General features: G+C 71.2%; 22 protein-coding genes. 11 read left to right on the forward strand and 11 right to left on the reverse strand.

The genetic code is table 11. The features are described 5' to 3' along the window. Window positions 1-110 precede the first annotated feature (110 nt). The 4 genes from OFY01_RS25395 to OFY01_RS25410 all read left to right on the forward strand — a co-directional run bounded on the left by OFY01_RS25395 (window position 111) and on the right by OFY01_RS25410 (window position 3,623). Entirely contained in the window at window positions 111-1,235 is a 1,125-nt protein-coding gene (locus OFY01_RS25395) for a substrate-binding domain-containing protein (protein ID WP_266603640.1), read from the forward strand. A 126-nt stretch (window positions 1,236-1,361) separates the two neighbouring features. After that, entirely contained in the window at window positions 1,362-2,396 is a 1,035-nt protein-coding gene (locus OFY01_RS25400) for an ABC transporter permease (RefSeq protein WP_266603642.1), read from the forward strand. Then, window positions 2,393-3,184 carry an ATP-binding cassette domain-containing protein gene (locus OFY01_RS25405; protein ID WP_266603644.1) on the forward strand — a complete coding sequence of 264 codons (792 nt, stop codon included), beginning with the start codon at window positions 2,393-2,395 and terminating at the stop codon, window positions 3,182-3,184. The genes OFY01_RS25400 and OFY01_RS25405 overlap by 4 nt, the downstream gene beginning before the upstream one ends. 145 nt (window positions 3,185-3,329) lie before the next feature. After that, window positions 3,330-3,623 (forward strand): putative quinol monooxygenase, encoded by a 294-nt coding sequence (locus tag OFY01_RS25410; RefSeq protein WP_266603646.1) that lies wholly within the window; start codon window positions 3,330-3,332, stop codon window positions 3,621-3,623. 131 nt (window positions 3,624-3,754) lie between these two features. On the opposite strand, the gene OFY01_RS25415 is transcribed toward OFY01_RS25410, so the two are convergent. The 3 genes from OFY01_RS25415 to OFY01_RS25425 all read right to left on the reverse strand — a co-directional run bounded on the left by OFY01_RS25415 (window position 3,755) and on the right by OFY01_RS25425 (window position 6,379). Continuing rightward, on the reverse strand, window positions 3,755-4,093 hold the full coding sequence (locus OFY01_RS25415; RefSeq protein WP_266603648.1) for a hypothetical protein: 339 nt from the start codon (window positions 4,091-4,093) through the stop codon (window positions 3,755-3,757). Between the two features lie 188 nt (window positions 4,094-4,281). Continuing rightward, the gene (locus OFY01_RS25420) at window positions 4,282-4,803 is read right to left on the reverse strand and encodes an HPP family protein (protein ID WP_266603649.1); all 522 of its coding nucleotides are present in this window, start codon (window positions 4,801-4,803) and stop codon (window positions 4,282-4,284) included. A 112-nt stretch (window positions 4,804-4,915) separates the two neighbouring features. Next, window positions 4,916-6,379 carry an MFS transporter gene (locus OFY01_RS25425; protein ID WP_266603651.1) on the reverse strand — a complete coding sequence of 488 codons (1,464 nt, stop codon included), beginning with the start codon at window positions 6,377-6,379 and terminating at the stop codon, window positions 4,916-4,918. A gap of 374 nt (window positions 6,380-6,753) precedes the next feature. Here OFY01_RS25425 and OFY01_RS25430 point away from each other — a divergent pair, with 374 nt between their 5' ends. Beyond that, window positions 6,754-8,556, forward strand: a complete 1,803-nt coding sequence (locus OFY01_RS25430; RefSeq protein ID WP_266603653.1) for a thiamine pyrophosphate-requiring protein — start codon at window positions 6,754-6,756, stop codon at window positions 8,554-8,556. Between the two features lie 106 nt (window positions 8,557-8,662). Here the strand turns inward: OFY01_RS25430 and OFY01_RS25435 are convergent, their stop codons facing one another. Together OFY01_RS25435 and OFY01_RS25440 are read right to left on the reverse strand one after the other, a co-directional pair. After that, entirely contained in the window at window positions 8,663-10,441 is a 1,779-nt protein-coding gene (locus OFY01_RS25435; RefSeq protein WP_266603655.1) for a glycoside hydrolase family 15 protein, read from the reverse strand. Continuing rightward, entirely contained in the window at window positions 10,336-11,799 is a 1,464-nt protein-coding gene (locus OFY01_RS25440) for a sigma-70 family RNA polymerase sigma factor (RefSeq protein ID WP_266603657.1), read from the reverse strand. Before OFY01_RS25440 ends, OFY01_RS25435 begins: the two co-directional genes overlap by 106 nt. 367 nt (window positions 11,800-12,166) lie before the next feature. Between OFY01_RS25440 and OFY01_RS25445 the strand changes: the two genes are divergently transcribed. The 6 genes from OFY01_RS25445 to OFY01_RS25470 all read left to right on the forward strand — a co-directional run bounded on the left by OFY01_RS25445 (window position 12,167) and on the right by OFY01_RS25470 (window position 18,924). Further along, window positions 12,167-12,418, forward strand: coding sequence for a hypothetical protein (locus tag OFY01_RS25445; protein ID WP_266603659.1), 252 nt, complete (start codon window positions 12,167-12,169; stop codon window positions 12,416-12,418). Beyond that, entirely contained in the window at window positions 12,415-13,569 is a 1,155-nt protein-coding gene (locus OFY01_RS25450; RefSeq protein ID WP_266603661.1) for an enolase C-terminal domain-like protein, read from the forward strand. The genes OFY01_RS25445 and OFY01_RS25450 overlap by 4 nt, the downstream gene beginning before the upstream one ends. A gap of 28 nt (window positions 13,570-13,597) precedes the next feature. Beyond that, window positions 13,598-16,756, forward strand: coding sequence for an FAD-binding and (Fe-S)-binding domain-containing protein (locus tag OFY01_RS25455; protein WP_266603663.1), 3,159 nt, complete (start codon window positions 13,598-13,600; stop codon window positions 16,754-16,756). Window positions 16,757-16,811: 55 nt separating this feature from the next. After that, window positions 16,812-17,387: a hemerythrin domain-containing protein gene (locus OFY01_RS25460; RefSeq protein ID WP_266603665.1), complete on the forward strand. Its 576-nt coding sequence runs from the start codon at window positions 16,812-16,814 to the stop codon at window positions 17,385-17,387. A gap of 206 nt (window positions 17,388-17,593) precedes the next feature. Beyond that, complete coding sequence (locus OFY01_RS25465; protein WP_266603667.1) at window positions 17,594-18,178, forward strand: sigma-70 family RNA polymerase sigma factor; 585 nt, start codon at window positions 17,594-17,596, stop codon at window positions 18,176-18,178. Then, window positions 18,175-18,924, forward strand: a complete 750-nt coding sequence (locus OFY01_RS25470; protein WP_266603669.1) for an anti-sigma factor — start codon at window positions 18,175-18,177, stop codon at window positions 18,922-18,924. Before OFY01_RS25465 ends, OFY01_RS25470 begins: the two co-directional genes overlap by 4 nt. A 44-nt stretch (window positions 18,925-18,968) precedes the next feature. Here OFY01_RS25470 and OFY01_RS25475 read toward each other — a convergent pair whose 3' ends face one another. The 6 genes from OFY01_RS25475 to OFY01_RS25500 all read right to left on the reverse strand — a co-directional run bounded on the left by OFY01_RS25475 (window position 18,969) and on the right by OFY01_RS25500 (window position 25,246). After that, the gene (locus OFY01_RS25475; protein WP_266603694.1) at window positions 18,969-19,709 is read right to left on the reverse strand and encodes a DUF1295 domain-containing protein; all 741 of its coding nucleotides are present in this window, start codon (window positions 19,707-19,709) and stop codon (window positions 18,969-18,971) included. Between the two features lie 65 nt (window positions 19,710-19,774). Beyond that, window positions 19,775-21,091, reverse strand: coding sequence for an SAM-dependent methyltransferase (locus OFY01_RS25480; RefSeq protein WP_266603671.1), 1,317 nt, complete (start codon window positions 21,089-21,091; stop codon window positions 19,775-19,777). Beyond that, window positions 21,088-22,374, reverse strand: a complete 1,287-nt coding sequence (locus OFY01_RS25485; RefSeq protein ID WP_266603673.1) for a class I SAM-dependent methyltransferase — start codon at window positions 22,372-22,374, stop codon at window positions 21,088-21,090. The genes OFY01_RS25480 and OFY01_RS25485 overlap by 4 nt, the downstream gene beginning before the upstream one ends. Beyond that, window positions 22,371-23,129, reverse strand: coding sequence for a DUF1365 domain-containing protein (locus OFY01_RS25490; RefSeq protein WP_266603675.1), 759 nt, complete (start codon window positions 23,127-23,129; stop codon window positions 22,371-22,373). The genes OFY01_RS25485 and OFY01_RS25490 overlap by 4 nt, the downstream gene beginning before the upstream one ends. Continuing rightward, window positions 23,126-24,436, reverse strand: a complete 1,311-nt coding sequence (locus tag OFY01_RS25495) for an NAD(P)/FAD-dependent oxidoreductase (RefSeq protein WP_266603676.1) — start codon at window positions 24,434-24,436, stop codon at window positions 23,126-23,128. The genes OFY01_RS25490 and OFY01_RS25495 overlap by 4 nt, the downstream gene beginning before the upstream one ends. Before the next feature lie 147 nt (window positions 24,437-24,583). Next, a complete protein-coding gene (locus tag OFY01_RS25500) occupies window positions 24,584-25,246 on the reverse strand; it encodes a fasciclin domain-containing protein (RefSeq protein WP_266603696.1) in 663 nt (220 codons plus the stop codon). Between the last annotated feature and the right edge of the window lie 103 nt (window positions 25,247-25,349).

The following is a 25,349-nucleotide window of genomic DNA, read 5'->3' on the forward strand; positions in this document are numbered from 1 at the left end:
CGCGCATTTCTATCAGCGCCTTGACGGGCTCGTCCATACGGGCCCAGTATCTCGCCGAGTCAACGTTGTCTCAACGTTGGCCAAGGGACGGCTCCGAAAGGGATCAAGCCATGAACATCTCCTCCAGCCGGGTGTCGAGCCTGCGCAGCCGGTGCACCCGGGCGGCAGCGATCGGAGTCACGGTGTGCCTCGGCGCCACGCTGGCAGCCTGCGGTTCCTCCGGTTCGGACTCCTCCTCGTCCGCCTCGGGCGGCGGCAAGGTGGGTGTGTCGCTGATCCTGAAGACGCTCACCAACCCGTACTTCGTGAGCATGAAGAAGGACGCCAAGGCCCAGGCCGCCAAGGACAACGTGAGCCTCACGGTGGCGGCGGGCACCACCGACGGCGACACCCAGACCCAGATCACGGCCATCGACAACGCCATATCCCGCGGCGACAAGGGCATCCTCATCACCACCAACGGCGACGCCGTGAACGCCGCCCTCAACCGCGCCAAGCAGGCCGGCCTCTTCGTGATCGCCCTGGACACCGCACCCAACCCGCCGAGCGTCGCCGACATCACGTACGCCACCGACAACGAGCAGGCCGGCAAGCTCGACGGCCGGTACGCGGCCGCCGCCCTCAACGGCAAGCCCGCGGTCATCGCGATGCTCGACCTGTTCAACAACCAGGTCGTCTCCGTAGACGTCAACCGCGACCACGGCTTCCTGGAAGGCATGGGCATCGACCCCGGCAGCAAGACCCAGAACGGCAAGGAAGCCAAGTCCGGCAAGTACACCGGCGGCAAGGGCGGCACCTACACCATCGCCTGCCATCAGCCCACTCAGGGCGCCATCGACGGCGGACGCACCGCCATGGAGAACTGCCTGTCCTCCAACCCCGACATCAACGTCGTCTACGCGATCAACGAGCCCGCCGGTGAAGGCGCGTACAACGCCCTGAAGGCGGCCGGCAAGGAGAAGAACGTCGCGATCTACGCGATCGACGGCAGCTGCTCAGGACTGAAGAACGTCACCAGCGGTGAGTTCGCCGCCGACGCCGTGCAGTACCCGGGCAAGATGGCGGCCCTGGGTGTCAGCTCCATCGCCAAGCTCGCCCGCGGCGGCAGCAAGCCCAGCGTCACCAACGGCAAGTCCTTCTACGACACCGGCACCGCCCTGGCCGCCGCCAAGCCCCTCGGCGGCATCACCGTCCAGTCACCGTCGCAGGCCGCCTCCGCCTGCTGGGGCAGCTGACCCGGCGGCGCACTCGCACCACAGAGCCGACAAGTGCCCGTACCGAGGCCCCCACGACGACCCACCAAGGTCCGCACGACGGCCCGTGCGAAGGCCCGTACGAGGGAAAGAACCGGAAGGACCCCTGTGACCACCCACGTGGACAGCGAAGCCACACCGGCCCCGGTGGAGGAACTCCTCAACCGGCCCGCCACCCCGACCCAGCGCATCCACTCCGTACTGCACCGCCAGCCGGCCCTCAGCCCGGCGATCGTCCTGGCCCTCGCCGCGATCGTCTTCTCCCTGGTCAACGACCGCTTCTACGCGCTGCAGAACCTGTCGCTCGTCGCCCAGCAGACGGCCGTCATCGGCTCGCTCGCCGCAGGCCAGACCGTCATCATCCTCACCGCGGGCATCGACCTGTCCATCGGCGCGGTCATGGTGCTCGCCTCGCTCCTGATGTCGAAGCTCGTCGCCGACAGCCACGTGCCCGGCGTGGCGGCGCTGCTCGCCGGGGCGGTCGTCGCCATCGCCGCGCAGGCGGTCAACGGGCTGCTGGTCACCAGGATCAAGCTGCCGCCCTTCATCGTCACCCTCGGCACCCTCAGCATTTTCACCGCGGTCACCCTCATCTACGCCAAGGGCCAGACCATCTCCCTGCGTCCCGGCAACGTTCTCATGTGGAGCGGCGAGACGGTCTCCCTCGGGCAACTGAACCTGACCAACGGCGTCCTGCTGATGATCGCCCTGTACGCGGTGCTCGGCTACGCGCTGCGCTACACCGCCTGGGGCCGGCACCTGTACGCCGTCGGCGACGACATCGAGGCCGCCCGCCTGGCCGGTATCTCCGTCAACCGGGTGCTGATGAGCGCCTACCTGGTGGGCGGTTTCGCCATCGCCGTCGGCGCCTGGATCCTGGTCGGCAGGGTCGGCGGCGGCGACCCCAACAGCGGCCTCAACGCCAACCTTCAGTCCATCACCGCCGTCGTCATCGGCGGCACGAGCCTGTTCGGCGGGCGTGGCGTGGTGATCGGCTCGCTGATCGGCGCGCTCATCGTCCAGGTCTTCGTCAACGGCCTCGCGCTGGCCGGGATCGACCCCAACTACCAAGTCCTCGCAGTCGGCATCCTGGTGATCGCGGCTGTCTCCGTCGACCAGTGGATCCGGAGTGTGAAGTCGTGACGACCGCCACCGCCACCACCGCGCCCGTCCTCCGAGCCAAGGGCCTGGTCAAGGTCTTCGGCAAGGTCGTCGGCCTCAACGACGTCGACCTGACCCTCTACCCCGGCGAGGTCCTCGCCGTCATCGGCGACAACGGCGCCGGCAAGTCCACGCTGATCAAGTGCCTGTCCGGTGCCCTCGTCCCCGACCAGGGCAGCATCCTCGTCGACGGCGATGAGGTCAGCTTCAAGCGGCCTCAGGACGCCAGGGACGCCGGCATCGAGACCGTGTACCAGACCCTCGCCGTCGCCCCCGCGCTGGACATCGCCAGCAACCTCTTCCTCGCCCGCGAGATCCGCCGCAAGGGCGTACTCGGCTCGGTGTTCCGCATGCTCGACACCGGTGAGATGAAGAGGCAGGCGTCCGATCACATCAAGCGACTGGGCATCAGCACCCTGCAGAACATCAACCAGGCCGTCGAGACCCTCTCCGGGGGGCAGCGCCAGTCGGTCGCGGTGGCCCGGGCAGGGGCGTTCGGCGGCCGGGTGGTGATCCTCGACGAGCCGACGGCCGCCCTCGGCGTCCGCGAGACCGGCCAGGTCCTCAAACTCGTCCGCGACCTGCGCGACCAGGGCCTCGGCGTCATCCTCATCAGCCACAACATGCCCAACGTCTTCGACGTCGCCGACCGTATCCACATCCAGCGCCTCGGCGGCTGCGCGGGGGTCGTCACCCCGCAGTCCCACACCATGGAGGACGCGGTCGCCATCATGACCGGAGCCAAGAAGCTCGTCCCGGAAGCCGGCTGACGGCAGAGGGCGGAGGCGGCGGGCGGCCTCGGCGACGCGGGGCAGCCGACGACGGTTCGACGACCGCTGCGCCCCTCTCCCGGCCCTTGCCCCTCCGCGACCGCCGAGACGACGAGACCTCCCCACCGAGCGAGGACACGACATCGTGAAGAAGACCCTGTTCGCCGAGTTCACCGCCCGCGAGGGGGCACGGGACGAAGTCGCGCGCCTGCTGCGGGACTATGCCCGGAAGGTGCGCGAGGAAGAAGGCAACCTCGCCTTTGACGTCTACACCAGGGCCGGTGACCCCCGCGCCTTCTGGATCTTCGAGGTGTACCAGGACGAGGACTCCTTCACCAGGCACCTGGAGGCCCCCTACGGCGGTCCCTTCAACGCTGCCCTCGCCCCGCTGATCGAGGAGGACGCGTCGGTGCTGACCTTCCTCGATCAGTTGACGTGACTTTGCTGACGACGAGATCGCCATCCGAAGGGTGAACTCGGCGGTTCCCGGCGAGAGTCGGCCTGGTTCGACCGAGCGGTCACGGTCTTCCGGGCATCGGCGTGACCACCTCCTGTGCGTCCGGTCTGGCGTCAGCCCGCGCGGGGCCTGCGGTTGGTGCGCCGCGTGCTCACCGCGAAGCCTGACGCGATCAGCATGTCCGCGACGGCCGGGGTGCGCCAGCGGCCGCTCTTCAGGGCCAGGCCCGCCATGCCGGCGGCGTGCAGGGCATCCGGCACGGCGGCCCAGGCGGCCGGGACGGCGCCGCAGGCGTCGACGGCTCCCTGGAGCACGTGCCGGATGCCCAGCACACGCACCACGGCGCGACCTGTCGGCGTCGACGGCGTCCGGGGCAGGAACCCCAGGACGTCGCTCGGGATCGCGGTGAGCAGGGCTCCCCAGACGATGCGGACGACGGAGGTGGATCGCATGGTCGGATCTTCCGGTCGGGAGGTTGGTGGATCCACCGAGCCGCTGGACACGGCCTCGGAGGTGATCGTGTCGGATCCGTACGTGCGCGTCCTGCCGTTCGGACGTCGCGCGCCTGCGTACGTCCGGAGTACACCGCCGGGGGAGCCCTGAAACAGACGAGTCGGCGAGGCCCCCACCCCATGACCCGTCAGCCGCCGCCCTTGTCGGAACGGCTCGGGAAAGCGGCGGTGAGCACCGGGGCCACCGCGATGACCAGAGCGAGGCCCGTGAGCATGCCGTACAGCGCAGGCCCGGGACGTGCCAGGCCCGAGGTGATCAGCAACGCGGTGGCCGCGGCCGGAGGGTGGTGTGCGTCGACCAAGTGCAGGAAAAAGAGGGTCAACCCGACGGCGACGGCCTGGGCACCGAGTTGGCGGGCGGACTCGTGGCGCAAGGACGAGGTCGACGCATGGGTCCACAGGCCGAAGGCGGCCAGACAGGCGAGGCCGACGACCACCGCACAGCCGTGGCCCAGCACGGCGCCGCGCAGACGCGCGGGCAGGGTGTCGGGGTGCGCCAGAAGCAGGTAGGCGGTCGGACCGACCGTGGTGGTCAGCAGCACCCAGTCGATGAGCAGGCCCAACGCTCCCACCGCGGCCAGCAGCGGGGCGGCCAGCAGGAACAGGCGCGCACCGGCGACAGCCCGGGCCCGCAGTGGCTCTCTCGCCACGTGATTCTCCTTCCTTGAGTGAGGCTCGTCGGACGAGTCCCGAGCAGTTCGATGTGGATCGATGTGGATCGATGCGGATCGAGGTGGATCGAGGTCAAGGACGGTCCGGCGTTCACGGCTCTCGGGCCGGCCCCTCACGCCGGTCTGCAGGGGAGGCGCGGCTGGACGCGCGCGCCGTCGCGACGTCACGGGGATACGTGCGCAGCGCCACCAGCGTGAGCAGCCCCGCGGCCGCCAGAGGCACCAGACACACGAGGAACGCCGCCTCCAGACCGCCGGTCCTCCCGAGCCCGCCGAAGACCTGGGAGGCGAGCAAGCCGAACAGCAGCGGGGAGCTTGACTCCACACCGGCCCGTACGAGGGTGCGTGCCGCCTCCGACCTGCCCCACAGCCCCGGCGGGACGACGTCGAGACGGGCGGCGTCGAGCGGAGGGTTCGGAACCGCCAGCAGACCTGCCCCGACCGTGAGGAAGGGAAGGGCGAGCAGCGGGGAGGACACCAGGAGACCCGGCACGAAGACGGGCCCCACCACGAGCAGCGCCACCGCGGGTACCAGGATCCGTCCGCCCGCGTGGCCGCGGCGCAGCGCCAGGTCCGGCAGGCGGGAACCCGCCATGAGGCCCGCCAGCACGCCGACGCCGATCAGAGTGACGAATGCGCTGGCTGTCGACTTGCTCAGCCCGTAGCGGTGGGTGATGTAGAACAAGCCGAAGGAGCGGACACCCGCGAAGAAGAAGTAACCGAGTGCGGAGGCGGTGATCACCAGGACGACGGTCCGGATGCCCAGCACATACCGAAACGCCCGCCAGGCCGGCATGCGCCGTAGGTCCTCGTGGAGTACACGGTCCGGCCGAGGCTCGCTCCGGGAGGCGTCCACAACCTCCTGGACGGAGGGCTGGTGCTCGTCCGCGGCGGGTTCCTCCGCGTTTTCCCCGGTACCGGTCGACCGCGCCACCCCTTGCCCGCCGGACGCCGGCAGGCCGGGGCCGCCCCGGGGCGGTTCGGGCAGCCGGTTCAGCAGCCACACCAGGAGGATTCCGGGCAGGGCCAGCCAGGCGAAGGACACACGCCAGGACAGGAGCTGAGACAGATTGGCCGACACCACGTAGCCGATCCCTGTTCCGAACAGTTCACCGGCAAGGATGTAGCCGTACAGGTGGGCCCGTTCCCGCGCGGGAAAGAAGTCGCCCACCAGGGAGGCCACGGTCGGTCCCGCCGTGGCGGTGACGACGCCGAGGGCGGCCCGGGAGGCGAGCAGGAACCCGTAGGTGGTGGCGGCGGACGCGGCGATCATCGCCGCGCTCCACAGGATCATGCTGAAGGCGAGCAACCGGGTCCGGGTGACCCGGTCGGTGAGGACGCCCGCCGGCAGCGTGGCGGCGGCACCGGCCAGGGAGGTGACCGACACGAGCAGGCCGATCCGGGTGTGTCCGATGCCGAAGAGCTGTTCCAGGCTGCCCGCGTTCACCGAGACCGTCGCTTTGTCGGCGCCGTCCAGGGCGATCACCAGGGAGAGCAGCAGGACCACCCGGAGCCTGTCGCGCCCGCCGACCGCGCGCTCGGCACGACGGGTCACCGCGGCGGCGGCGCGGGCGAACGGCCGCTTCGCCGCGTCGAGCGGCGCACGTCCGGCGGCATGCTGGTTCCCGCGCAGCGCGCGTCACCTCCTCGGTGCGGCGGACGTGGACCGTACGGACGGCGGTCTCGCCGGACGTGCGCCCGGCGTCGGCGGCCGTGGCAAGGTTCAGGCGCCACCGGCCGTTTCCACCCTGAGGGCACCGGCGCGCGCCTGCAACGGCCACCCGCGGCGGCGTCTCAGGGGCCGTCGACCCCCGAACCGTCCCGTTGGCCGACATGCGGCCACGCGAGCACCGTCCTGTTTGCGCGCTGCGCGCCGGGGCTACCCAAGAGCGGTCCATCGGCAGTCACCTCATGTTCCGGGAGAAGACCATGACTCAAGTCGCCGACTACGTGTTGCAGCGCCTGTCCGAGTGGGGTGTGGGGCGGGTGTACGGCTATCCGGGTGACGGCATCAACGGGATGCTGGGCGCCTTCGACCGCGCGCAGGGCAGTCCGGAGTTCATTCAGGTACGGCACGAGGAGATGGCCGCCTTCATGGCGTGCGCTCACGCCAAGTTCACCGGCGAGGTGGGCTGCTGCACGGCGACGTCGGGTCCGGGAGCGGTGCACCTGCTCAACGGGCTCTACGACGCGAAGCTGGATCACCAGCCGGTGGTGGCGGTGGTGGGTCAGCAGAAACGGCTCTGTCTCGGCGCGCACTACCAGCAGGAAATCCCGCTGGACCGGCTGTTCGCCGACGTCTCGGAGTTCTGCCAGATGATCGTGCATCCGGGGCAGGCACGGCACGTGATCGACCGGGCGTTCAAGACGGCGCTGACCACGCGCGGTGTGGCCACGATCGTCATTCCGGAGGACGTGCAGGAGGAAGAGGCCCAGCCGTCGCCGCCGAAGTCGCACGGGTCGGTGTTCTCCAGCGTCGGGTGGAGCCGCCCCCGGGTGCTGCCCGACCCGGACGAGCTGCGCAAGGCCGCCGACGTCCTCAACGAGGGTGAGAAGGTCGCCGTCCTCGTCGGGCAGGGAGCGGCCGAGGCGGCGGCGGAGGTGGTGGAAGTCGCCGAGCTGCTGGGCGCGGGGGTGGCCAAGGCGCTGCTCGGGCGGGAGGTGCTGCCCGACGACCTGCCGTTCGTCACCGGCCCCATCGGCCTGCTGGGCAGCAAGGCCAGCGACAAGATGATGCGGGACTGCGACACCCTGTTCATGATCGGCAGTAGTTTCCCGTACTCGGAGTGGCTGCCCGACGAGGGGCAGGCCCGAGGTGTGGAGATCGACATCGACGGGCGCATGATCGGCATCCGCTACCCGATGGACGCCCACCTCGTCGGGGACTCCAAGGAGACCCTGCGCGCACTGCTCCCCCTGCTGCGCCGCAAGGAGGACCGCTCGTGGCGCCAGAAGATCGAGCAGGACGTCGTCGAGTGGAACGACGTGTGCGAGCGATGGGCCGGCCAGCATTTCGGCAAGACCATCAACCCTCAGGCGGTGGCCTCGGAGCTGTCGTCGAGGCTGCCGGACCAGTCCATCCTCACGGCCGACTCGGGGTCCGGCACGAACTGGTGGGCGCGCAACCTGAAGCTTCGCGACGGCATGCGCGCGTCGTTGTCGGGGACGCTGGCGACGATGGGCCCGGGCACCCCGTACGCGATCGCGGCGCGGTTCGCCTATCCGGACCGGCCGGTGATCGCCTTCGTCGGGGACGGCGCGTTCCAGATGAACGGCATGAACGAGATGATCACGGTCAAGCGGTATCTGGACCGGCTGTCCGGACCGGCGCCGTTCGTCTTCTGCGTCTTCAACAACGAGGACCTCAACCAGGTCACCTGGGAACAGCGCGCCATGTCCGGCGACCCCAAGTACCCGGGTTCCCAGGCCATCCCCGACGTTCCCTACGCCGCCTACGCGGAGATGCTCGGGCTGAAGGGCATCGTGTGCTCCCACCCGAAGAAGATCGGCGCCGCCTGGGAGGAGGCACTGGCCAGTGACCGGCCGGTCGTACTGGAGTTCAAGGTCGACAACGAGATCGCGCCGATTCCGCCGCACATCATGAAGACGCAGGGAAAGAAGGCCGCCAAGGCTGCCCTGCACGACCCGGAGAAGGCCGGCATCGCGGCGAAGGGCATGCGGCAGAAGCTCACCGAGTACGCCGAGCACCTGCCCGGCCGGGGTCAGAAGTGACGGGCACACGGGCCCGCCACGGAGCGGGGCGAGCGCGGCGGGGCGGACGCCCGGCGCGCTCCCGGCGCCCGCGGGGCGACTGCGCACGGCGCGTGCGCCGACCGTCTCAGAACGGCAGGGCGGAAGCGTCGTCGAGTCGGACCGCGCATTCCAGCAGGGCGGCGTGGACGAATGCCTGGGGCAGGTTGCCGCGCAGCTGGTGCTGACGGACGTCGTACTCCTCGGCCAACAACCCGGGCGGCCCGCACGCCGCCCGCGTCCGCTCGAACCAGCGAAGCGCCCGGCCCCGGTCTCCGAGCCGGTCGGTGGCCAGCGCCATCATGAACCCGCACAGCAGGAAGGCGCCCTCGGCCTCGCCGAGGGCGGCGCCGGAGTGCTCGAAGCGGTAGACGTACCTGTCGTCGGTCAGCCCGTTCTCGATGAAGGCCCGGGTGATCGCGGCGCTCGGACCGTCGACGGAGGGCAGGCCGCGGGCGATCGGGACCAGGAGGGCCGCCTCGGCCCCGTCGTTGGCGGCGGCCCGGCGCCACCGGCCGTCGGAGCGCAGACAACGCCGCCGGGTCTCGCTGAGCACGGCGTCGGCGATCTCCGTGTACCGGCGGGCGCCGGTACGGGGCACGACCTGCGCGGCGCGGCGCAGGCCGCCCACGACGCTCAGCCGTGAGTGGGTCCACCACCGGTCCTCCAGTTCCCACAGTCCCGCGTCGAGCCGTCGCCAGTTGCGCCGCACCGCGTCCGCGGCGACGTGCATCGCCCGTTCCGCGTCCGGGGTGAGCCGGTCGTGGTGGGCGGCGGCCGCGAAGAGCTGGAGCGCCTCGCCGAAGGTGTCGAGCTGGAACTGGGTGGCCGCCTCGTTGCCGATCCGGTCGCTGCCGCCGGGATAGCCGGACAGCGCAAGCGGGCGCTGCTCCGGGACGGTGCCGCCGTTGACGGTGTAGGCGGGCCGGACGTGTTCACCGTCCTCCAGGATGCGTTCCGCGGTGAACCGGACGGCGCTGTCGAGCAGGTCGTGGGGGCCGTGCGCGGCGATGGCGAGGCCGGCGTAGCACTGGTCACGCAGCCAGGTGAACCGGTAGTCGTAGCTGCGTCCGGTGTTCGCCCGCTCGGGCAGAGACGTGGTGGCGGCGACCATACCGCCCGCGGCGCTGGTGAGGCCGCGCAGGACCGCGTAGGCGTGCCGTGCGTCGCGTGGCGCGGCAAGCGCCGAACAGTCCGGGACGGCGTGTGCCCATTCCCGCTCCGTCGCGTCCCACAGTTCACAGGGATCGAGCCGGTCGGCGGCATGCCCTCGGGCGAGTTCCAGCACGAGATCGTGCTCTTCTCCCCGGCGCAGCCGGATTTCGCCACTGAGACCGGTCTCCGGCCGCCAGACCGCGTGGCGCGCGCCGAGCAGGCGCAGTCGCAGACCCGGCGCCTGCGCCGTCCACACGTCCCCCTCCAGACGGGGGTCGCGCATGCGGTGCGCGCCGAACCCGGGGCGCGGGTCGAGACTCATCCGGAACCGACCCTCACCCTGCTGGACGCGCATCCGCCGCAACAGCAGCAGGCGGTCGGCGGACGAGGGCATCGCGAGCGCGTCCCGGCACTCGATCACGGAATCGGCGCTCACCCACCGGTTCACCCGGATGAGGGTGCCGTCCTCGTAGTAACCGCCCCAGACGTGCCAGTCGTCCGCCGGCTCCACCGCGAAGTGTCCCGGACCCCCGATCAGGGAGGAGAACACGGCGTCGCTGTGCCAGCGTGGAGCACACAGCCACACGATCCGCCCCTGCGGGTCCATCACGGCGCCACGCTCGCCGTCGGCCAGGACCGCGTACTCCCGCAGGGCCCACGGAGGGCATGCGCCGTCGCGAGCCGCCTTCGGCATCTCGGGTGTGTCCTCCATGGCACTCCGGCTTTCCTGGTCGCGGGTGAGGACACCACCCTTGACCGGACGCCGCACCTTCGCATCCGCATCAGCAGTGCGGGCGGGGTCTGCCCGTCGTGCGGGCGATCTCGGAGCTCGTGGGTCAGGGCGGCACGTGAACGGTCGTGCCACGTCCGACGGGCGGCGGGGAACGCCGGCGGGGGACGGGGAAGTACGGTCGAGTCTCCCCTCTGCCGTGGCGAGGCAGCGCGACGAGCGCCACGCCGACCGCCCCGGTCGGCCGGACGACACGACGGCTGCCCGTCTCGGAAACGGTCAGGGATCCGGCCGCCCGGCGCCCGGCTTCCCGCGCGGCGGGAGCGCCGCGCCTTCGCGCTCGGCCGGGCGGCGCGGAGGGCGCCCGCGCGGCGCGGCAGTGAGAACCGGTGGCATCGAAGGACGTCGCCCGTGCTCGCGCGTTCGCATGGTGCCGACGCGGCGGGCAGACGCACCCGGTCGGCCCCCGAGGAGCAGGGCGTCGGACCGGTGGACCGTAGCGGCCGCGTTCGCCGCGGGCACATGCGGGCCGGCCGGTCCTCGGCCGGCACAGGTTCGCTCGCCAGGGCCACTCGGAGTCGTTGGAGGCAGCGCGTCAGGATACGCGAGACCTGCATCTGCGAGACGCCGACGACATCGGCGATCTGCTGCTGAGTCCGTTCACGGTAGAACCGCAGGTACAAAACGTGCCGGTCCTGTTCCGGCAGCTGCTTGACGGCGCTGGTCAGGGCGACGGAGTCGACGACGCGGCTCAGCTCCCGGTCCTCGGCACCGAGCCGGGAGATGATGGCGCAGTCCTCGCCGTCCGTGGCCTGCGCGTCCAGATACCGCGGGTTGCACTCCCGGACGGCTCGCAGCGTGGCGGTGACACGGCCGGGTTCCAGGCCGGTGTTCTCGGAGATCTGCGCGGGGCTGGGGGACCGGCCGCCGTCGCGCTGCTGAAGCTCCGCCACGGCCTGGAAGATCAGGGCGCGCGCCTCCTGAACGGGCCGGGGCAGACGCACGGGGGTGGTGTGGTCCCTGATGTGCCGCTTGATCTCGCCGACGATCGTGGGCAGCGCGTAGGAGAGAAACGCGTGCCCGAGCGTCGGGTCGTATCCGTCGACGGCTTTGACGAGCCCGAGGGACGCGACCTGGACCAGGTCGTCGTAGTCCTCGCTCTGAGCACGGAACCGGCGCGCCACACGGCGTGCCAGCGGTACGAGAAGACTGATGGTCCGCTCCCGGGCGGCGGTGCGCCCCTGGCCCGGGGGGCGCGCCGCGAGATCGCGCATCAGCGCGTCGATGCGCTCCGAGGACAACTCGGCTGTCGGGGAACCGTCGTACCGTTGAGAAGGCATGGCCTCGGGTGTTGTCGGCGAAACGGTGGGCGGGACGGCACGCCCCGCGCCTCGGGGAAGGTTCTCGGCCTGCGCACCGTCGAGGACGGTACGGGCCCGGGGGCGCTCCTGGCGCGCGGCGACCGAGAACCTTGTCGGCCGTACGCATCGTCCGCCCGTACACGGTCTGTCCGTCCGTACACGGTCACCTCGACTGATGCCACTCTCGCGGCCGTCCTGAAACCCGCTGGGCCCCCGTCCACTCCTATGGCGGCGTCCCGCCTCCCGATCACGGACGTGTGGGCACGTACGAAAGGGGCCGTTTAGGCACCCCCGTCACGGGTCACCCCGTGGGGAAGAAAGTGACGCGTGCGGGAGGGAGTACGTCATGACGCAGGTGCCCGACCACGTGCGGCAGTACCTGCCCGAGCGGGGTGCGCGACGCACGCGCGCGTGTCCGGGCGGGGTCATCGGCGGGGCCTGGCACCCCAAGCTCCGCTCCGGGACGAGTCCGTCGCGGTCCGGGACGCCGACGCCGACGCCGACACCGTTCCGCGGCGGCACCCCCGCCGTACCGGGGTCCGAGGTGCGGCACCAGCTCACCGCGGTGGCCGGGCACCTGCCGGGACGGCACTCATGACCGGCCGCGCGACCGCCGGCGCGGCGGGACCGGACGAGTGCCGTATCGACGCGGTCGATGTGCATGCTTTCGAGGTGCCCACCGACGGTCCCGACGGCAAGGAGGAGGACGGGACGCTCGAGTGGGGCTCCACGACCATGATCGTGGTCCGCGTGCACGCCGACGGCCGCAGCGGCCTCGGGTACACCTACGGAGACGTGTCGGTCGCCTCGTTCGTGATGTCCAAGCTCGCGCCGCTGCTGCACGGGCAGGACGTCACCGCGCCGCCGGCCCTGTGGCGCCGTATGGGCGCGCACATCCGCAACGCCGGCCGCCCCGGCGTCGGAGCCATGGCTGTCTCCGCGGTCGACGTGGCGCTGTGGGATCTCAAGGCGCGGGTGCTGGACCTTCCGCTGGTCCGCCTCCTGCCCGCCTACCACGACCGGGTGCCGGTGTACGGCAGCGGCGGCTTCACGAACTACTCCCTCGACCGGCTCACCGAGCAAGTCGCCGGATGGGTCGCCCAGGACATCCCCCTAGTGAAGATCAAGACCTCGCGCCAGCCCGAACGGGATCCGCGGCGGCTGACGGCCGTCCGCGAAGCGGTCGGCGACGGGACGGAGATCTTCACCGATGCCAACGGCGCCCTCACCCGCAAGGACGCCCTGTACTGGGCGCGCAGATTCCACGACGAGTGGGACGTGCGGTGGTTCGAAGAGCCCGTCAGCTCGGGCGACCTGGAAGGGCTGCGCATGCTCCGCGCCCGGGCCCCCGAACGCCTGGAGATCGCCGCGGGTGAGTACGCCTTCACCCCCCGGGACTTCGTCAACCTGGTGGAGCCCCCCGCCGTGGACTGCCTCCAGGCCGACGTCACCCGCTGCGGCGGCATCACCGGCGTGCTGGAGGTGGCCGGCCTGTCAGCGGTTCGGCACCTCGACCTGTCCGCCCACTGCGCCCCGGCCGTCTCCGCGCACGTCTTCTGCGCCGTGCGCCGACTGCGGCACCTGGAGTACTTCCACGACCACGTGCGCGTGGAGCGCCTGCTGCTCGACGGCACCCTGTCCCCCGAGGGCGGAGCCTTGCGGCCCGACCCCGGCCGCCCGGGGCTCGGCCTGGAGGTCAGGTGGGCCGACGCCGAGCCTCACCGCGTGTACGGAACGCGACCAGCCTGACCAGACCGCACAGGAGAGCTGAGACCCGATGGCGAAGCCAACACGGCGCACGACGCGCGACATCCCCGCCAAGACCCGGCCGGAGATCGCGGGGCCCCCGCGGGCCCGCGAGACCCTCGACGTCGGCAGACTGGAGCGGGCGCTGCGCAAGGCCGTCGACGGCGAAGTCCGCTTCGACACCGGCTCGCTGGGACTGTACGCCCAGGACGCGTCCAACTTCCGGCAGGTGCCCATCGGGGTGGTCGTCCCCCGCACGCTGGACGACGTCGTGGCCGTGCACAAGATCTGCCACCGCTTCGGCGCCCCTGTCCTCAGCCGCGGCGGCGGAACGAGCCTGTCCGGCGAAACGGTCAACGAAGCCGTGGTGATCGACCACTCGAAGTACCTCACCGGCATCCGGGACGTCGATCCCGACCGCCGCCTGGTCACGTGCGAAACCGGCGTCATCAACGAGGAACTCAACCGCCACACCGGCCGCCACAACCTGGTCTTCGGCCCCGACCCTTCCTCCCACTCCCGGTGCGTGATCGGGGGGAACATCGGCAACAACTCCTGCGGCATCCACTCCGTGCAGTCCCAGCTGTACGGGCCCGGCCCGCGCACCAGCGACAACGTCCACGCCCTGGAGATCGTCACCTACGACGGCGAACGGTTCTGGGTCGGCGTGGACGAGGAGAAGGACCTCGACCGCATCATCGCCGAGGGGGGCCGCAAGGGCGAGATCTACGCCGCGCTGCGCGACCTGCGTGACACGTACGCCGACGCGATCCGGGCGGGTTTCCGCTCGGAAAAAGAGGTGCCGCGCCGGGTGTCCGGCTACAACCTCGACGAACTCCTGCCCGAACGCGGCTTCAACGTCGCCCGCGCCCTGGTCGGCACCGAGAGCACCTGCGCCACCGTTCTGCGGGCCCGGCTCATGCTCACCCCCGCCATGCTCCAGCGCACCACCGTGGTGGTCGAGTACGACGACCTCGCCGACGCCGCCGAGCACTGCACGGAGCTCATCGAGCGGTGGAAGCCGATCGGCCTCGAAGCGCTCGACGACCAGCTCATCCGCAACCAGCAGCTGAGCAACATGAACGCCGAGGACATCCAGGAACTTCCGCGGGTGAACGGCGGAGGTGCCTGGCTCGTCGTCCAGTTCGGCGCCGACAGCACCGAGGAGTCCCTCTCCCGGGCACAAGGCTTCGTCCATTGGCTCACCGACGACAAGGGTTACGCACGCGACCGCATCCGCATCGCCAAGAGCAAGCAGGAGGGCGGCACCAGCGAACACCTGTGGGCGATCCGGGAGAGCGGCCTCGGATCGACCGCGTTCCCGCCCGGCGGCAAGGACCACTGGCCCGGCTGGGAGGACTCGGCCGTCCCGCCCGACCGGATCGGCGAGTACGTGCGCAAGCTGCGCCAGGTCATGGACAAGCACGGCATCACGGGCGCCATGTACGGCCACTTCGGCCAGGGCTGCATCCACTGCCGGCTCAGCTTCGACCTGCGCACCGCCGACGGCCTCGCCACCTATCGGGCCTTCATGGAGGAAGCCGCCGACCTGTGCGTCTCCATGGGCGGTTCGGTCTCCGGGGAGCACGGTGACGGACAGCAGCGCGGCGAACTCCTGGAACGGCAGTACGGACCGGAACTCGTCCGGGCCATGCGGGAGTTCAAGGCGATCTGGGACCCGCAGTGGAAGATGAGCCCGGGCAAGGTCGTCGACGCCTACCGCATGGACGAGAACCTCAAGCTGGGCACCGACTACAACCCGCCCCGCGTCCCGCTCAAGTTCGCCTACGAGGAGGACGGCGGCGACTTCGCGCACGCCACGCTGAGGTGCGTCGGCGTCGGCAAGTGCCGGGTGCCGCGCGCCGAGACGACGATGTGCCCCAGCTATCAGGTGACCCGCGAGGAGAAGCACACCACGCGCGGCCGGGCCAGGCTCCTGTACGAGATGCTCAAGGGCGATGTGATCACCGACGGCTGGCAGTCCAAGGAGGTCTACGACGCTCTCGACCTCTGCCTGGCCTGCAAGGGCTGCACCAACGACTGCCCCGTCAGCGTCGACATGCCCACGTACAAGGCGGAGTTCCTCCACCACCACTTCAAGTCGCCCGGACGCCGACGCCCACGCCACGCCTACGCCTTCGGCTTCATCGACCAGGCCGCCCGGATCGCCTCCCGCGCCCCGGAACTCGCCAACCTCGCCACGCACACACCGGGCCTGGCCCGCCTCGCCAAACTGGTCGCGGGCATCGACCGCCACCGTCCGCTGCCCCGCTTCGCGCCCATGACGCTCCAGGAGTGGTTCGCCCGGCGCGGCGGCACGGCCAACCCCTCCGGCCGGCCCGTCGTCCTCTTCCCCGACACCTTCAACAACTACTTCCACACCGGCGTCGGCGTGGCGTGCGTCGAGGCGATCGAGGCCGCGGGCTGGCGGGTGATCATGCCCGAGCAGCACGTCTGCTGCGGGCGGCCCCTGTACGACTACGGGTTCCTGGACGCCGCCGAACGCTACCTCCACCGCGTGCTGGACGTCCTCCGGCCGCATCTGCGCGCCGGCACACCCGTCGTGGGCATGGAACCGAGCTGCCTCGCCGTCTTCAAGGACGAACTGCGCAAGCTGCTGCCCCACGACGACGACGCGAAACGGCTGACGCGCAACGCCTACCACTTCCCGGAGTTCTTCCAGACCTTCGGCATCCGACCCCCTCGCCTCGACGGCACCGCTCTGCTGTGGGGTCACTGCCACCAACGCGCCACCGGCGGTACGGACCCCGAACAGCAACTGCTGGAGAAGATGGGGCTGGAGGTACAGAACCTGCAGGGGGGCTGCTGCGGGCTCGCCGGCTCGTGGGGTTTCGAATCCGGCAAGTACGGGATCTCCCTGGACTGCGGCGAACAGGCCCTGCTGCCCGCGGTCCGTGACGCCGACGAAGACCGCGTGGTGGTGGCCGACGGGTTCTCCTGCAAGACACAGATCAAGGACGCCGGCACCGGCCGCAAGGCCCTGCACATCGCCGAGCTGATGAAGATCGCCCGGGAGAAGGGCGCCGACCGCCGACTGCCCGCGCTTCCCGAGCGCGACGCCGACACGCCTCCGGCGCCGCCGCTCGGCCGACGCGCGCTTCGCGTCTCCACATACGCCGCCCTGGCCGCGGCGGCCACCGCGCTCGGCGTCCGCGCGTTGCGGCGCTGAGTCGACCGGCCGACCGGCCGGCGCAAGGTGATACCGACGAGGAACGGAGAGCATCATGGCTGAGGGACTCAGCGACCGGGACAAGGCCGCACGACTGCCCGACGGCGACGTGGTGGCGATCCTGCTGGAACAGCACGCCCGGATCAAGGAACTCTTCGCCACGGTGAAGGGAGCCGGGGGCGACGCCAAGAAGGAAGCGTTCGACGAGCTGCGGGCCCTGCTCGCGGTCCACGAGACCGCCGAGGAGATGATCGTACGGCCGGTCGCCAAGGACACCGCCGGCAAGGACGAAGCCGACGCCCGCAACGAGGAAGAGTCACAGGCCAACAAGGTTCTCGCCGAGCTGGAGAAGCTGGACGTCACCAGCCCCGAGTTCGATGCCCAACTCGCCGAGTTCGAGCGGTCCGTCGTCGAGCACGCCGAGCAGGAGGAGCAGGAGGAGTTTCCGGCCGTGCGGGCCGGCTGCACCGAGGAGCAGCTGCAGAAGATGGGCAGGCGCCTGCAATCGGCCGAGAAGATGGCACCGACGCACCCGCACCCCGCGGCGGCCGGGTCCCCCGCGGCGCAGTGGATGACAGGGCCGTTCGTCTCCATGGTCGACCGTGCCAAGGACGCCCTCAGCAGGACCTGAACCTTCCCTGACGCCGACTGCCCCACCCGCCCGGCCCGCGGTCTGTCCGACCCGGCCCGCGCGTCGTGGGGCAGCGGGCTCTTCTTGGTCGGGCGCAGGCGCCGGAAGGCCGTCTGCGTCGCGCGTAGGGTGACCAATCCCCACCTCGCGCGGCGTCGGATTACCCAGGGCTGTTCCGCCCCTGCCGCCTCCATGGGAGAGCCATTGTGAATGAACCCGTATACATCGGCAGCGATCCCGCCGCCAAACCTGACCTTCAACAGCTGGTCCACGAGGTGGCCCTGGGCGATCAGGAGGCGTTCGCCTCGCTCTACGACGCCGTGGCCGGCTCCGTTCTCGGGGTCGCCCGAGCTGTCCTGCGTGATCAGGCGCAGTCGGAAGAGGTGGCACAGGAGGTGCTGACGGAGGTGTGGCGAACCGCCCCGCGCTACCGGCCCGAGCGAGGCACGGCCATCAACTGGATCCTCACCCTCGCCCACCGACGAGCCGTGGACCGGGTCCGCTCCGTGGAGGCCGCGGCGGCCCGTGACACCAAGGCCGCGCTGCTGGAGCACCACCCCGCCTACGACGAGGTGACCGAGCAGGTCGAGACCCGGCTGGAGCGGGAGCAGGTGAGGCGCTGCCTGCGCACTCTGACCGAGTTGCAGCGTCAGTCGGTCACTCTTGCCTACTACCGCGGCCTGACCTACCGGGAGGTCGCCGAAGTGCTGTCGCTGCCGCTCGGCACCGTCAAGACCCGGTTGCGGGACGGGCTCATCCGACTCCGCGACTGCCTGGGGGTGACCGCATGACCACGACCGATCTGCACGCTCTGACCGGTGTCTACGCCGTGCACGCGCTGCACGGCGATGAACGTGCCGCGTTCGAGCGTCACCTGGCCGAGTGCGACACCTGCCGCCAGGAGGTGGCCGAGTTCACAGCCACGACCGGCCGGCTGGCCCTCGCCGCCACGGTGACCACGCGCCCCGCCATGCGGGAGCAGGTCCTGGAGCGCATCACCACCGTGCGGCAGGTTCCGCCCGGTGCCGCGCCGCTGGAGCGAGTACGCCGCGGCACCCGGCGAGGACGGGGCCTGGCCCGGTGGGCGCTGGCCGTCAGTGTGGCCGCCGCGGCCTCCTTCGGCGGCGCCGCCGTGTGGCAGTACGAGCGCGCTCAGAGCGCGCGGCACGAGGCCGCACAGGCGCAGCGGCACGCCGAGGACCTGGCGGGCGTGCTGGCCGCGCCCGACGCCACGTCGCGTTCGGTGAAGATGGCGGGCGGCGCGGGAACGCTTGTGGTCTCCGCCGACCGTGACCAAGCCGTGTTCGTGGCCTCGGGGATGACCGCGCCTCCGCGGGGCAAGGTGTACCAGCTGTGGTTCGCCGACGGCGGGAAAATGCGTTCGGCCGGTCTGCTCGACCCTGACCGCGGCAGCCAGGCGGTCCTCATGCAGGGCGCGGTCGACGGGGCCTCGGGCGTCGGCATCACGGTGGAGCCGGCCGGGGGATCGAAGCAGCCGACCTCGGCGCCCCTCGCCCTGCTCGGCATGCCGACGTGAGGCCACGCGTGGGGAGCCGGCCGACGGGCGGGCTCCCCACGCGGCTATCCGCGTCGGCGCGGCGGCCGGGGAAAGAAGCCGCTGGTGCGGGCGGCGTACGCGTCCCAGCCGCTACGCCCGGCCATGTGCCTCTCCAGCAGCCGTTTGCCACTTCCGTTGATCAGCAGCGTGCTCATCACCAGCGGCGAGACGACGCACAGGAGCGCCGCCTGCCATCCGCCGTCGCAGGCGACGAGGAAGAGCCCCCACCACACCAGGAAGTCCCCGAAGTAGTTGGGGTGCCGGGTCAGCCGCCACAGCCCCTGGTCCATGACGCGGCCCCGATTGGCCGCGTCCGCCTTGAAGCGGGCGAGCTGGGCATCGCCCACGGCCTCGAAGAAGAGCCCGACGCACCAGACGGCCGTGCCGACGAAGGCCAGGACGGACAGCGGCCGGGACGTGTACTGGGCTGCCTGGACCGGCAGGGACACCAGCCACACCAGAGCCCCCTGCAACAGGTAGATCATCCGCAGGGCGTACAGGTTCCGGTCGCCCCGCGCGCGGGACAGCATCGCCTCGTAGCGCGGGTCCTCGCCGTGGCCGCCGCCCCGGCGCGCGATGTGGAACGCGAGTCGCGACCCCCACCCGACCGTCAAGGCCGTGACCAGCAGCCGCCTGCCGGGATCGCCCTGCCCCGCCGAGACACCGAAGGTGACCAGGGCCACCGCGGCAAAGGCCGGCCCCCAGGCGATGTCGACGACACGGTGCACGCCCAGGCGGAGGGCGATGGCGAATGTGCCGAGCATGACGATCACAGCGGTCACCGCCGCCCATCCGAGGTTGGCGGCCAACCCACCCCAGGTCACCGCGTTCACCGGCCGTCCAGATGCCGGTACCAGCCCTGTGCTTCCACCCCGGTCAGGCCGCTGTCGCCCGTCGCGCTCGGACGTACGGCGAGGAACTGGTCCACCCCCATGCGCCGCTCCTCGAAGGCCAGGGCGCCGCCGACCAGGTACAGCCGCCACACACGGGCCACCTCCTCGCCGACCAGCCGGACGAACTGCGGCCACCGTTCCTCCAACGTGCGGTGCCAGGCGCCGATGGTGCGCACGTAGTGCTCGCGCAGCGACTCCACCGACCGGACGTCCAGACCGGCGGCCTCCAGCAGGCAGACCGTCTCTCCCATCGGGCGCATGTGCATGTCCGGCGCGATGTACGCCTCGATGAACGCGCCGCCGCCCGGTGCGCGGGTGCCCCGGGACATCTGCTGGACCAGCACCCGCCCGTGCGGGCGGACCAGCCGGTGCAGGGCGGCGGCGAAGGCGGGATATGCGTCGTCCCCGACGTGTTCCCCCATCTCGATGGTCGCGACGGCGTCGTAGGCCGAGCCGGTGATGTCCCGGTAGTCCTGGCACACCACCTCCACCCGGTGCTCAAGCCGTCGCTCGCGCACCTGTTCCCGCACGTGAGCGGCCTGCTCCCGGGACAGTGTGACGGCGGTGACCCGCGCCTCGTGCACCTCGGCCGCGTACAGGGCGAGCGCCCCCCAGCCGCAGCCGACGTCCAGCAGGCGCGCACCGGGCACCAGGCCGAGCTTGCGGCAGACGAGTTCCAGTTTGGCGCGCTGCGCCTCGGCCGGGCTCACCTCGGGCTCGGCTCCGGTCCAGTAGCCGCAGGAGTAGGCCATGGTGTCGTCGAGCAGGAGGCGGTAGAAGGCGTTGGACAGGTCGTAGTGGTGACTGACGGCCGCGCGGTCGCGGGCCTTGCTGTGCGGGCGGCCCCGCAGCCTGGCCTGGGCCGCCGGTGCGGGCGGGCGCGGCCCGAGACCACCGAGCCGTGTGGCCTCGGTGACGGCGCGGGCCCAGTCCGCCGGGGAGAGCCGCGGCGCGCGAAGGCCCCGTTCCCTCGCGGCGGCCCACAGGGCACGCAACCCCTGGGCCAGGTCGCCCTCCACGTCGAGCTCGCCCGTGATGTACGCCTGGGCGAGGCCGAGTTCGCCGGGCTGCCACAGCAGCCGACGCAGCGCGCGCCTTGAGCGCACGACGACCACGGGGGCGTCGGCGGGACCGGCCTCGCTGCCGTCCCAGGCGCGCAGCCGCACCGGCAGGGGGCCGTCGAGCGCCGCCTCGGCGAGGGCGGCGAGCCGCCGCGCGGCACCGGCGCGGACTGGGGTGCGGGCGATCGTCATCGGACCGGGTTCTCCTTGGTGAGCAGGTACTGCTGGACGTCGAGGTACCCCGAACGGAACCCCGCCTCGGAGTACGCCAGGTAGAAGGTCCACAACCGGCGGAAGATCTCGTCGAAGCCCAGGGCGGCGACATCGTCGGCGCGGTCCGCGAACCGCTCGCGCCACAGGCGCAGTGTCTCGGCGTAGTGATCGCCGAAACCGTGACGGGCGGTGATCGCGAGTCCCGTGTGGGTGCGAACCGTCTCTTCGACGGCCGTCGTGGAGGGGATCAGCCCGCCGGGAAAGACGTACTTCTGGATCCAGGTGTGGGTGTCGCGGGCGGCCAGCATCCGCTCGTGGGGCATGGTGATGGCCTGGAGGGCGGCCCGGCCGCCCGGTGCGAGGCGCTGGTCGAGAGTCTGGAAGTAGACCGGCCAGAACTCGGCGCCGACGGCTTCGATCATCTCCACGCTGACGACGGCGTCGTAGGTACCGCGGGCTTCGCGGTAGTCGCACAGCTCGATCGAGACGCGGTCGGCGTGACCGGCCTCGCCGACGCGGTCCAGAGCCAGCGCGCGCTGTTCCCGGGAGAGGGTGAGCGAGGTGACCTGCGCGCCGCGGGCGGCGGCCCGCAGCGCGAGTTCGCCCCAGCCGGTGCCGATCTCCAGCAGGCGGGTGCCCTCGCGGACGCCGGCCAGGTCGAGCAGACGGTCGATCTTGCGCCGCTGGGCCTGGGCCAGCAGTGACCAGTCGGCGGGGAAACTGCGGAAGACGGCCGACGAGTAGCTGAGTGTCTCGTCGAGGAACAGCGCGAACAGGTCGTTGGACAGGTCGTAGTGACGGCTGATGTTGGTGCGCGAACCATCCGGCGTGTTGCGCTGAGTGTCGGGCTGTCGCTGCGCCCACAGCCCTCGCAGCCGCTGCAATCGGGGCGGGACGAGGTCGGCCGCGTGCGCGGCCAGCACGGTGAGCGCGCCGACCAGATCCGGTGCGTCCCACTCGCCGGCCATGTACGACTCGCCGAACCCGATGAGCCCACGGGTGCCGACGCGGGCATGGAACGCCTTCGGGTCGCGTACTTCTATCAGCGGGCCGCCCAGGCCCGACACGGCACCTCCGGCGAACCGCACACGCAAAGGCAGGCGGCGCAGCGCGCGTTCCAGTACGGACGCGGTGACGGCTCTCACCGGCCAGGACGCCCTCGGTACGGCGACCACGTCGGGCCAGCGGCCGGTGTCGGCGGGTGAGGTTGCGTGGCGGCCGGAACGGTGACGGTCGGCGGGACGGGGCTGGACGTGGGTCATGATGCTCTCTTCGGGGTGCGGCGGCCCGGGCGCGGCTGCACCGGCAGACCCCGCAGAATCAGGCGGATACCGTGGAAGCGGATGGCGGCCGACACCCTCAGGGTCGACCAGGGACGGAGCAGGGCCAGGCGCAGCAGTGCCGGGGCCGTCGCTTCACAGCGCCTGCCGTGAACAGCCGCTGTGAAGGGCGGGCATCCGGGCCGCCGCAGTCGTACGGACATACGCAACCGCTCATCGGGCGGCGGGATGCGCATCTCGTAGTGGCCGTCCACCGGGTTGAAGGGCGACACGTAGAAATCCTTGGCGGCCGTGGCGTTGCCCGTCGTGTCGGGGTGCAGCAGGTAGGCGTGGCGCTCGCCGTAGGTGTTGTGGACCTCCGCCACCGCACAGCGCAGGTCCCCGTCGGGGCCGTAACACCAGTACACGGTGAGCGGGTTGAAGACGTGACCGAGGGTCCGGGCGTGGCCGAGCATCAGCACCCGGCCGCCGTGCAGATCGACGCCGTGCTCGGCCAGGAACGCGTCGAGCGCGGCCCGGATCGACGGGGCCCGCCCCGTGAAGTGGTCGCGCGCACGGAACCGGGCGAGCGGCCGCAGCGGACGCGACAGTACGGGCAACCGGTCGACGTCGACCAGCCACACGTAGGTGCGGTGCCGCAGGGCGTAGCGCCGTGGCGCCCGGCGTAGGTGGGTGATCGTGCACGGATACAGTGCCGGCGTCCCCGGCGGTGCCGGCTTGTGGTCGGACGCGGTCACCACGTCACTCCCAGAGCGGCCGCGGCCGCCACGCCGCTGCGGCAGCCGTCCTCGTGGAAGCCCCAGCCGTGGTAGGCCCCCGCGAACGCGGTCACGGCCGTGTTCAGCGTGGGGAGCCGGCGCTGCGCGGCGACCGACTCGGACGTGAAGACGGGATGTTCGTAGGTCATACGGGCGAGCACCAGGTCGGGGTCGACACGGTCCTGGCCGCCCAGGGTGACGACATAGGTCTGGGGGGCGTTCAGGCGTTGCAGCCGGTTCATGTCGTAGCTCACCCGCACTCGGTCGGCGCCGACCCGGCAGCCGGGCATGAGGTAGTTCCAGGAGGCGCGGGCCCCGCTCGCCCGTGGGAGCAGGCTGGTGTCGGTGTGCAGCAGGGTGGCGTTGCGCGAGTAGCGGTGGGCGCCCAGGATCTCCTTCTCGTCCGGGGTCGCGTCGGCGAGGAGACGCAGCGCCTGGTCGGGATGGGTGGCGACGACGACGTGGTCGTAGAAGGCGGTGGTCCCGTCGTCGGCGGTCACGTCCACGCCGTCGGCGCGTCGGAGCACGGAGCGTACGGGGGTGCCCGCGCGCACCGCGTGAAGACCGGCCGCGATCCGCTCGACGTACGTTCCCGAGCCGCCGGTGACGGTCCGCCACACCGGCGACCCGCTCACCGAGAGCATGCCGTGGTGGGCGAGGAACCGGAAGAGATGGGCGGCCGGATACCGCAGGGCCGTCTGCCCGTCACAGGACCACACCGCGGACACCATCGGCGTCATGAAGTGGGCGAGGAAGTAGGACGAGAATCCGGCGCGGTCCAGGAACGCGCCGAGCGACAGCGTGTCGTCGGCCCCGGTCTCCAGGAGGTGGCGGGCGGCGCGGTGGAAGCGGGGCACCTCCGCCAGCATGCGCAGGTACGGCGGGCGCAGGGCGTTGCGGGGTTGGGCGAGCAGCCCGCGAAGACCGCGGGCACCGGCGTATTCCAGTCCGCAGCCCTCGCACCGGACCGACATGCTCATCTCCGACTCCTGTGTGGCGACGCCCAGTTCGCGCAAGAGACGCAGGAGGTTCGGGTAGGTGCGGCGGTTGTGGACGATGAAACCGGAGTCGACGCGGTGGGTGCGTCCGTCGGACGAGGTCAGTTCGTGGGTGTGGGCGTGGCCGCCGAGCCGGTCGTCGGCCTCGTACAGCGTCACGGCATGGGCTTTGCCCAGGATGTGCGCGGCGGTCAGTCCCGCCACTCCGCTGCCGATGACGGCCGTACGGCGCAGGCCCCGCACACCGGCGGCCCGCCCGCCCGGCGTCGCGTCGGACGGTCTGTCCATGATGGTGTCTCCCTCCCCGGACGGGTGAACGGCGAGCTCGGAGGGCTGGTCCGCGGGCCCTGAACCACACGGACCAGCCCTCCGACGAGGGGCACCCGCCAAGCCCTGTGTCTCGGGCGGGGCGCGCGTCCCTGACTCGCGGTGCGGTCAGCTCTTGGGCATCAGGACGGTGTCGATGATGTAGACGTTGGCGTTGGAGGTCTTGACGTTGCCGCAGACGACCTTCGCGGAGTCGTTGACGGTGTACGACTCGCCCGAGCCGGAGGTCGTGACCTTCGACTTCTCCAGCGTGTCGAAGGAGCCGTTCTGGAGGTCCTTCGGCGCGAGCTTCTGGCCCACGACGTGGTAGGTCAGGATCTTCGTCAGCATCGCCTTGTCGTTCAGGACCTTGTCCAGGGTCGCCTTCGGGATCTTCTTGAAGGCGTCGTTGGTCGGCGCGAACACGGTGATGTTCTGCGCGTTGTTGAGGGTGTCGACCAAGCCGGCCTTCTTCACCGCCGAGACCAGCGTGGACAACGCCGGGTTGTTGGATGCGGCTGTGGCGACCGGGTCCTTCGCCATGCCGTCGAAGGAGCCGGCGCCGTTCTTGGGCACGGCGGAACAGGCCGGGCCGAACGGCTGGTCCATGGTGCTCGCGGCCGCTGTCGAGCTGCCCGTGCCGTCGCCGCTCTTCGTGGCCGGGGCCGACGCCTTCGCCGAGGAGTCGGCCTTGCCGGAGTCACTGCTGCCGTTCGAACAGGCGGTCAGCGCCAGAGGGAGTACGGCGGCCGCGGCGAAGAGACCGGCGGTACGGCGGATACGGGTGTTCATCATGTTCTCCTGTGGGAAGGCGCGGCACGGTGCGGCCGCGCTTGTGGTGTCGTGATGCGGTGGTTCGGGAAGAGCACGGGGCTCTTGCGGTGGGACGGGTGAT

Origin of the sequence: Streptomyces beihaiensis (genome assembly GCF_026274175.1) — a bacterium.
GTDB classification, from domain to species: Bacteria; Actinomycetota; Actinomycetes; order Streptomycetales; family Streptomycetaceae; genus Streptomyces; species Streptomyces beihaiensis.

What these genes read in the sequence shown, in the direction of transcription:
- OFY01_RS25395 (WP_266603640.1), top strand. Translation starts at nt 111, where the DNA reads ATGAACATCTCCTCCAGCCGGGTGTCGAGCCTGCGCAGCCGGTGCACC.
- OFY01_RS25415 (WP_266603648.1), bottom strand. Translation starts at nt 4,093, where the DNA reads ATGCGATCCACCTCCGTCGTCCGCATCGTCTGGGGAGCCCTGCTCACC.
- OFY01_RS25430 (WP_266603653.1), top strand. Translation starts at nt 6,754, where the DNA reads ATGACTCAAGTCGCCGACTACGTGTTGCAGCGCCTGTCCGAGTGGGGT.
- OFY01_RS25435 (WP_266603655.1), bottom strand. Translation starts at nt 10,441, where the DNA reads ATGGAGGACACACCCGAGATGCCGAAGGCGGCTCGCGACGGCGCATGC.
- OFY01_RS25440 (WP_266603657.1), bottom strand. Translation starts at nt 11,799, where the DNA reads ATGCCTTCTCAACGGTACGACGGTTCCCCGACAGCCGAGTTGTCCTCG.
- OFY01_RS25445 (WP_266603659.1), top strand. Translation starts at nt 12,167, where the DNA reads ATGACGCAGGTGCCCGACCACGTGCGGCAGTACCTGCCCGAGCGGGGT.
- OFY01_RS25450 (WP_266603661.1), top strand. Translation starts at nt 12,415, where the DNA reads ATGACCGGCCGCGCGACCGCCGGCGCGGCGGGACCGGACGAGTGCCGT.
- OFY01_RS25455 (WP_266603663.1), top strand. Translation starts at nt 13,598, where the DNA reads ATGGCGAAGCCAACACGGCGCACGACGCGCGACATCCCCGCCAAGACC.
- OFY01_RS25460 (WP_266603665.1), top strand. Translation starts at nt 16,812, where the DNA reads ATGGCTGAGGGACTCAGCGACCGGGACAAGGCCGCACGACTGCCCGAC.
- OFY01_RS25470 (WP_266603669.1), top strand. Translation starts at nt 18,175, where the DNA reads ATGACCACGACCGATCTGCACGCTCTGACCGGTGTCTACGCCGTGCAC.
- OFY01_RS25475 (WP_266603694.1), bottom strand. Translation starts at nt 19,709, where the DNA reads ATGCTCGGCACATTCGCCATCGCCCTCCGCCTGGGCGTGCACCGTGTC.
- OFY01_RS25480 (WP_266603671.1), bottom strand. Translation starts at nt 21,091, where the DNA reads ATGACGATCGCCCGCACCCCAGTCCGCGCCGGTGCCGCGCGGCGGCTC.
- OFY01_RS25485 (WP_266603673.1), bottom strand. Translation starts at nt 22,374, where the DNA reads ATGACCCACGTCCAGCCCCGTCCCGCCGACCGTCACCGTTCCGGCCGC.
- OFY01_RS25495 (WP_266603676.1), bottom strand. Translation starts at nt 24,436, where the DNA reads ATGGACAGACCGTCCGACGCGACGCCGGGCGGGCGGGCCGCCGGTGTG.
- OFY01_RS25500 (WP_266603696.1), bottom strand. Translation starts at nt 25,246, where the DNA reads ATGAACACCCGTATCCGCCGTACCGCCGGTCTCTTCGCCGCGGCCGCC.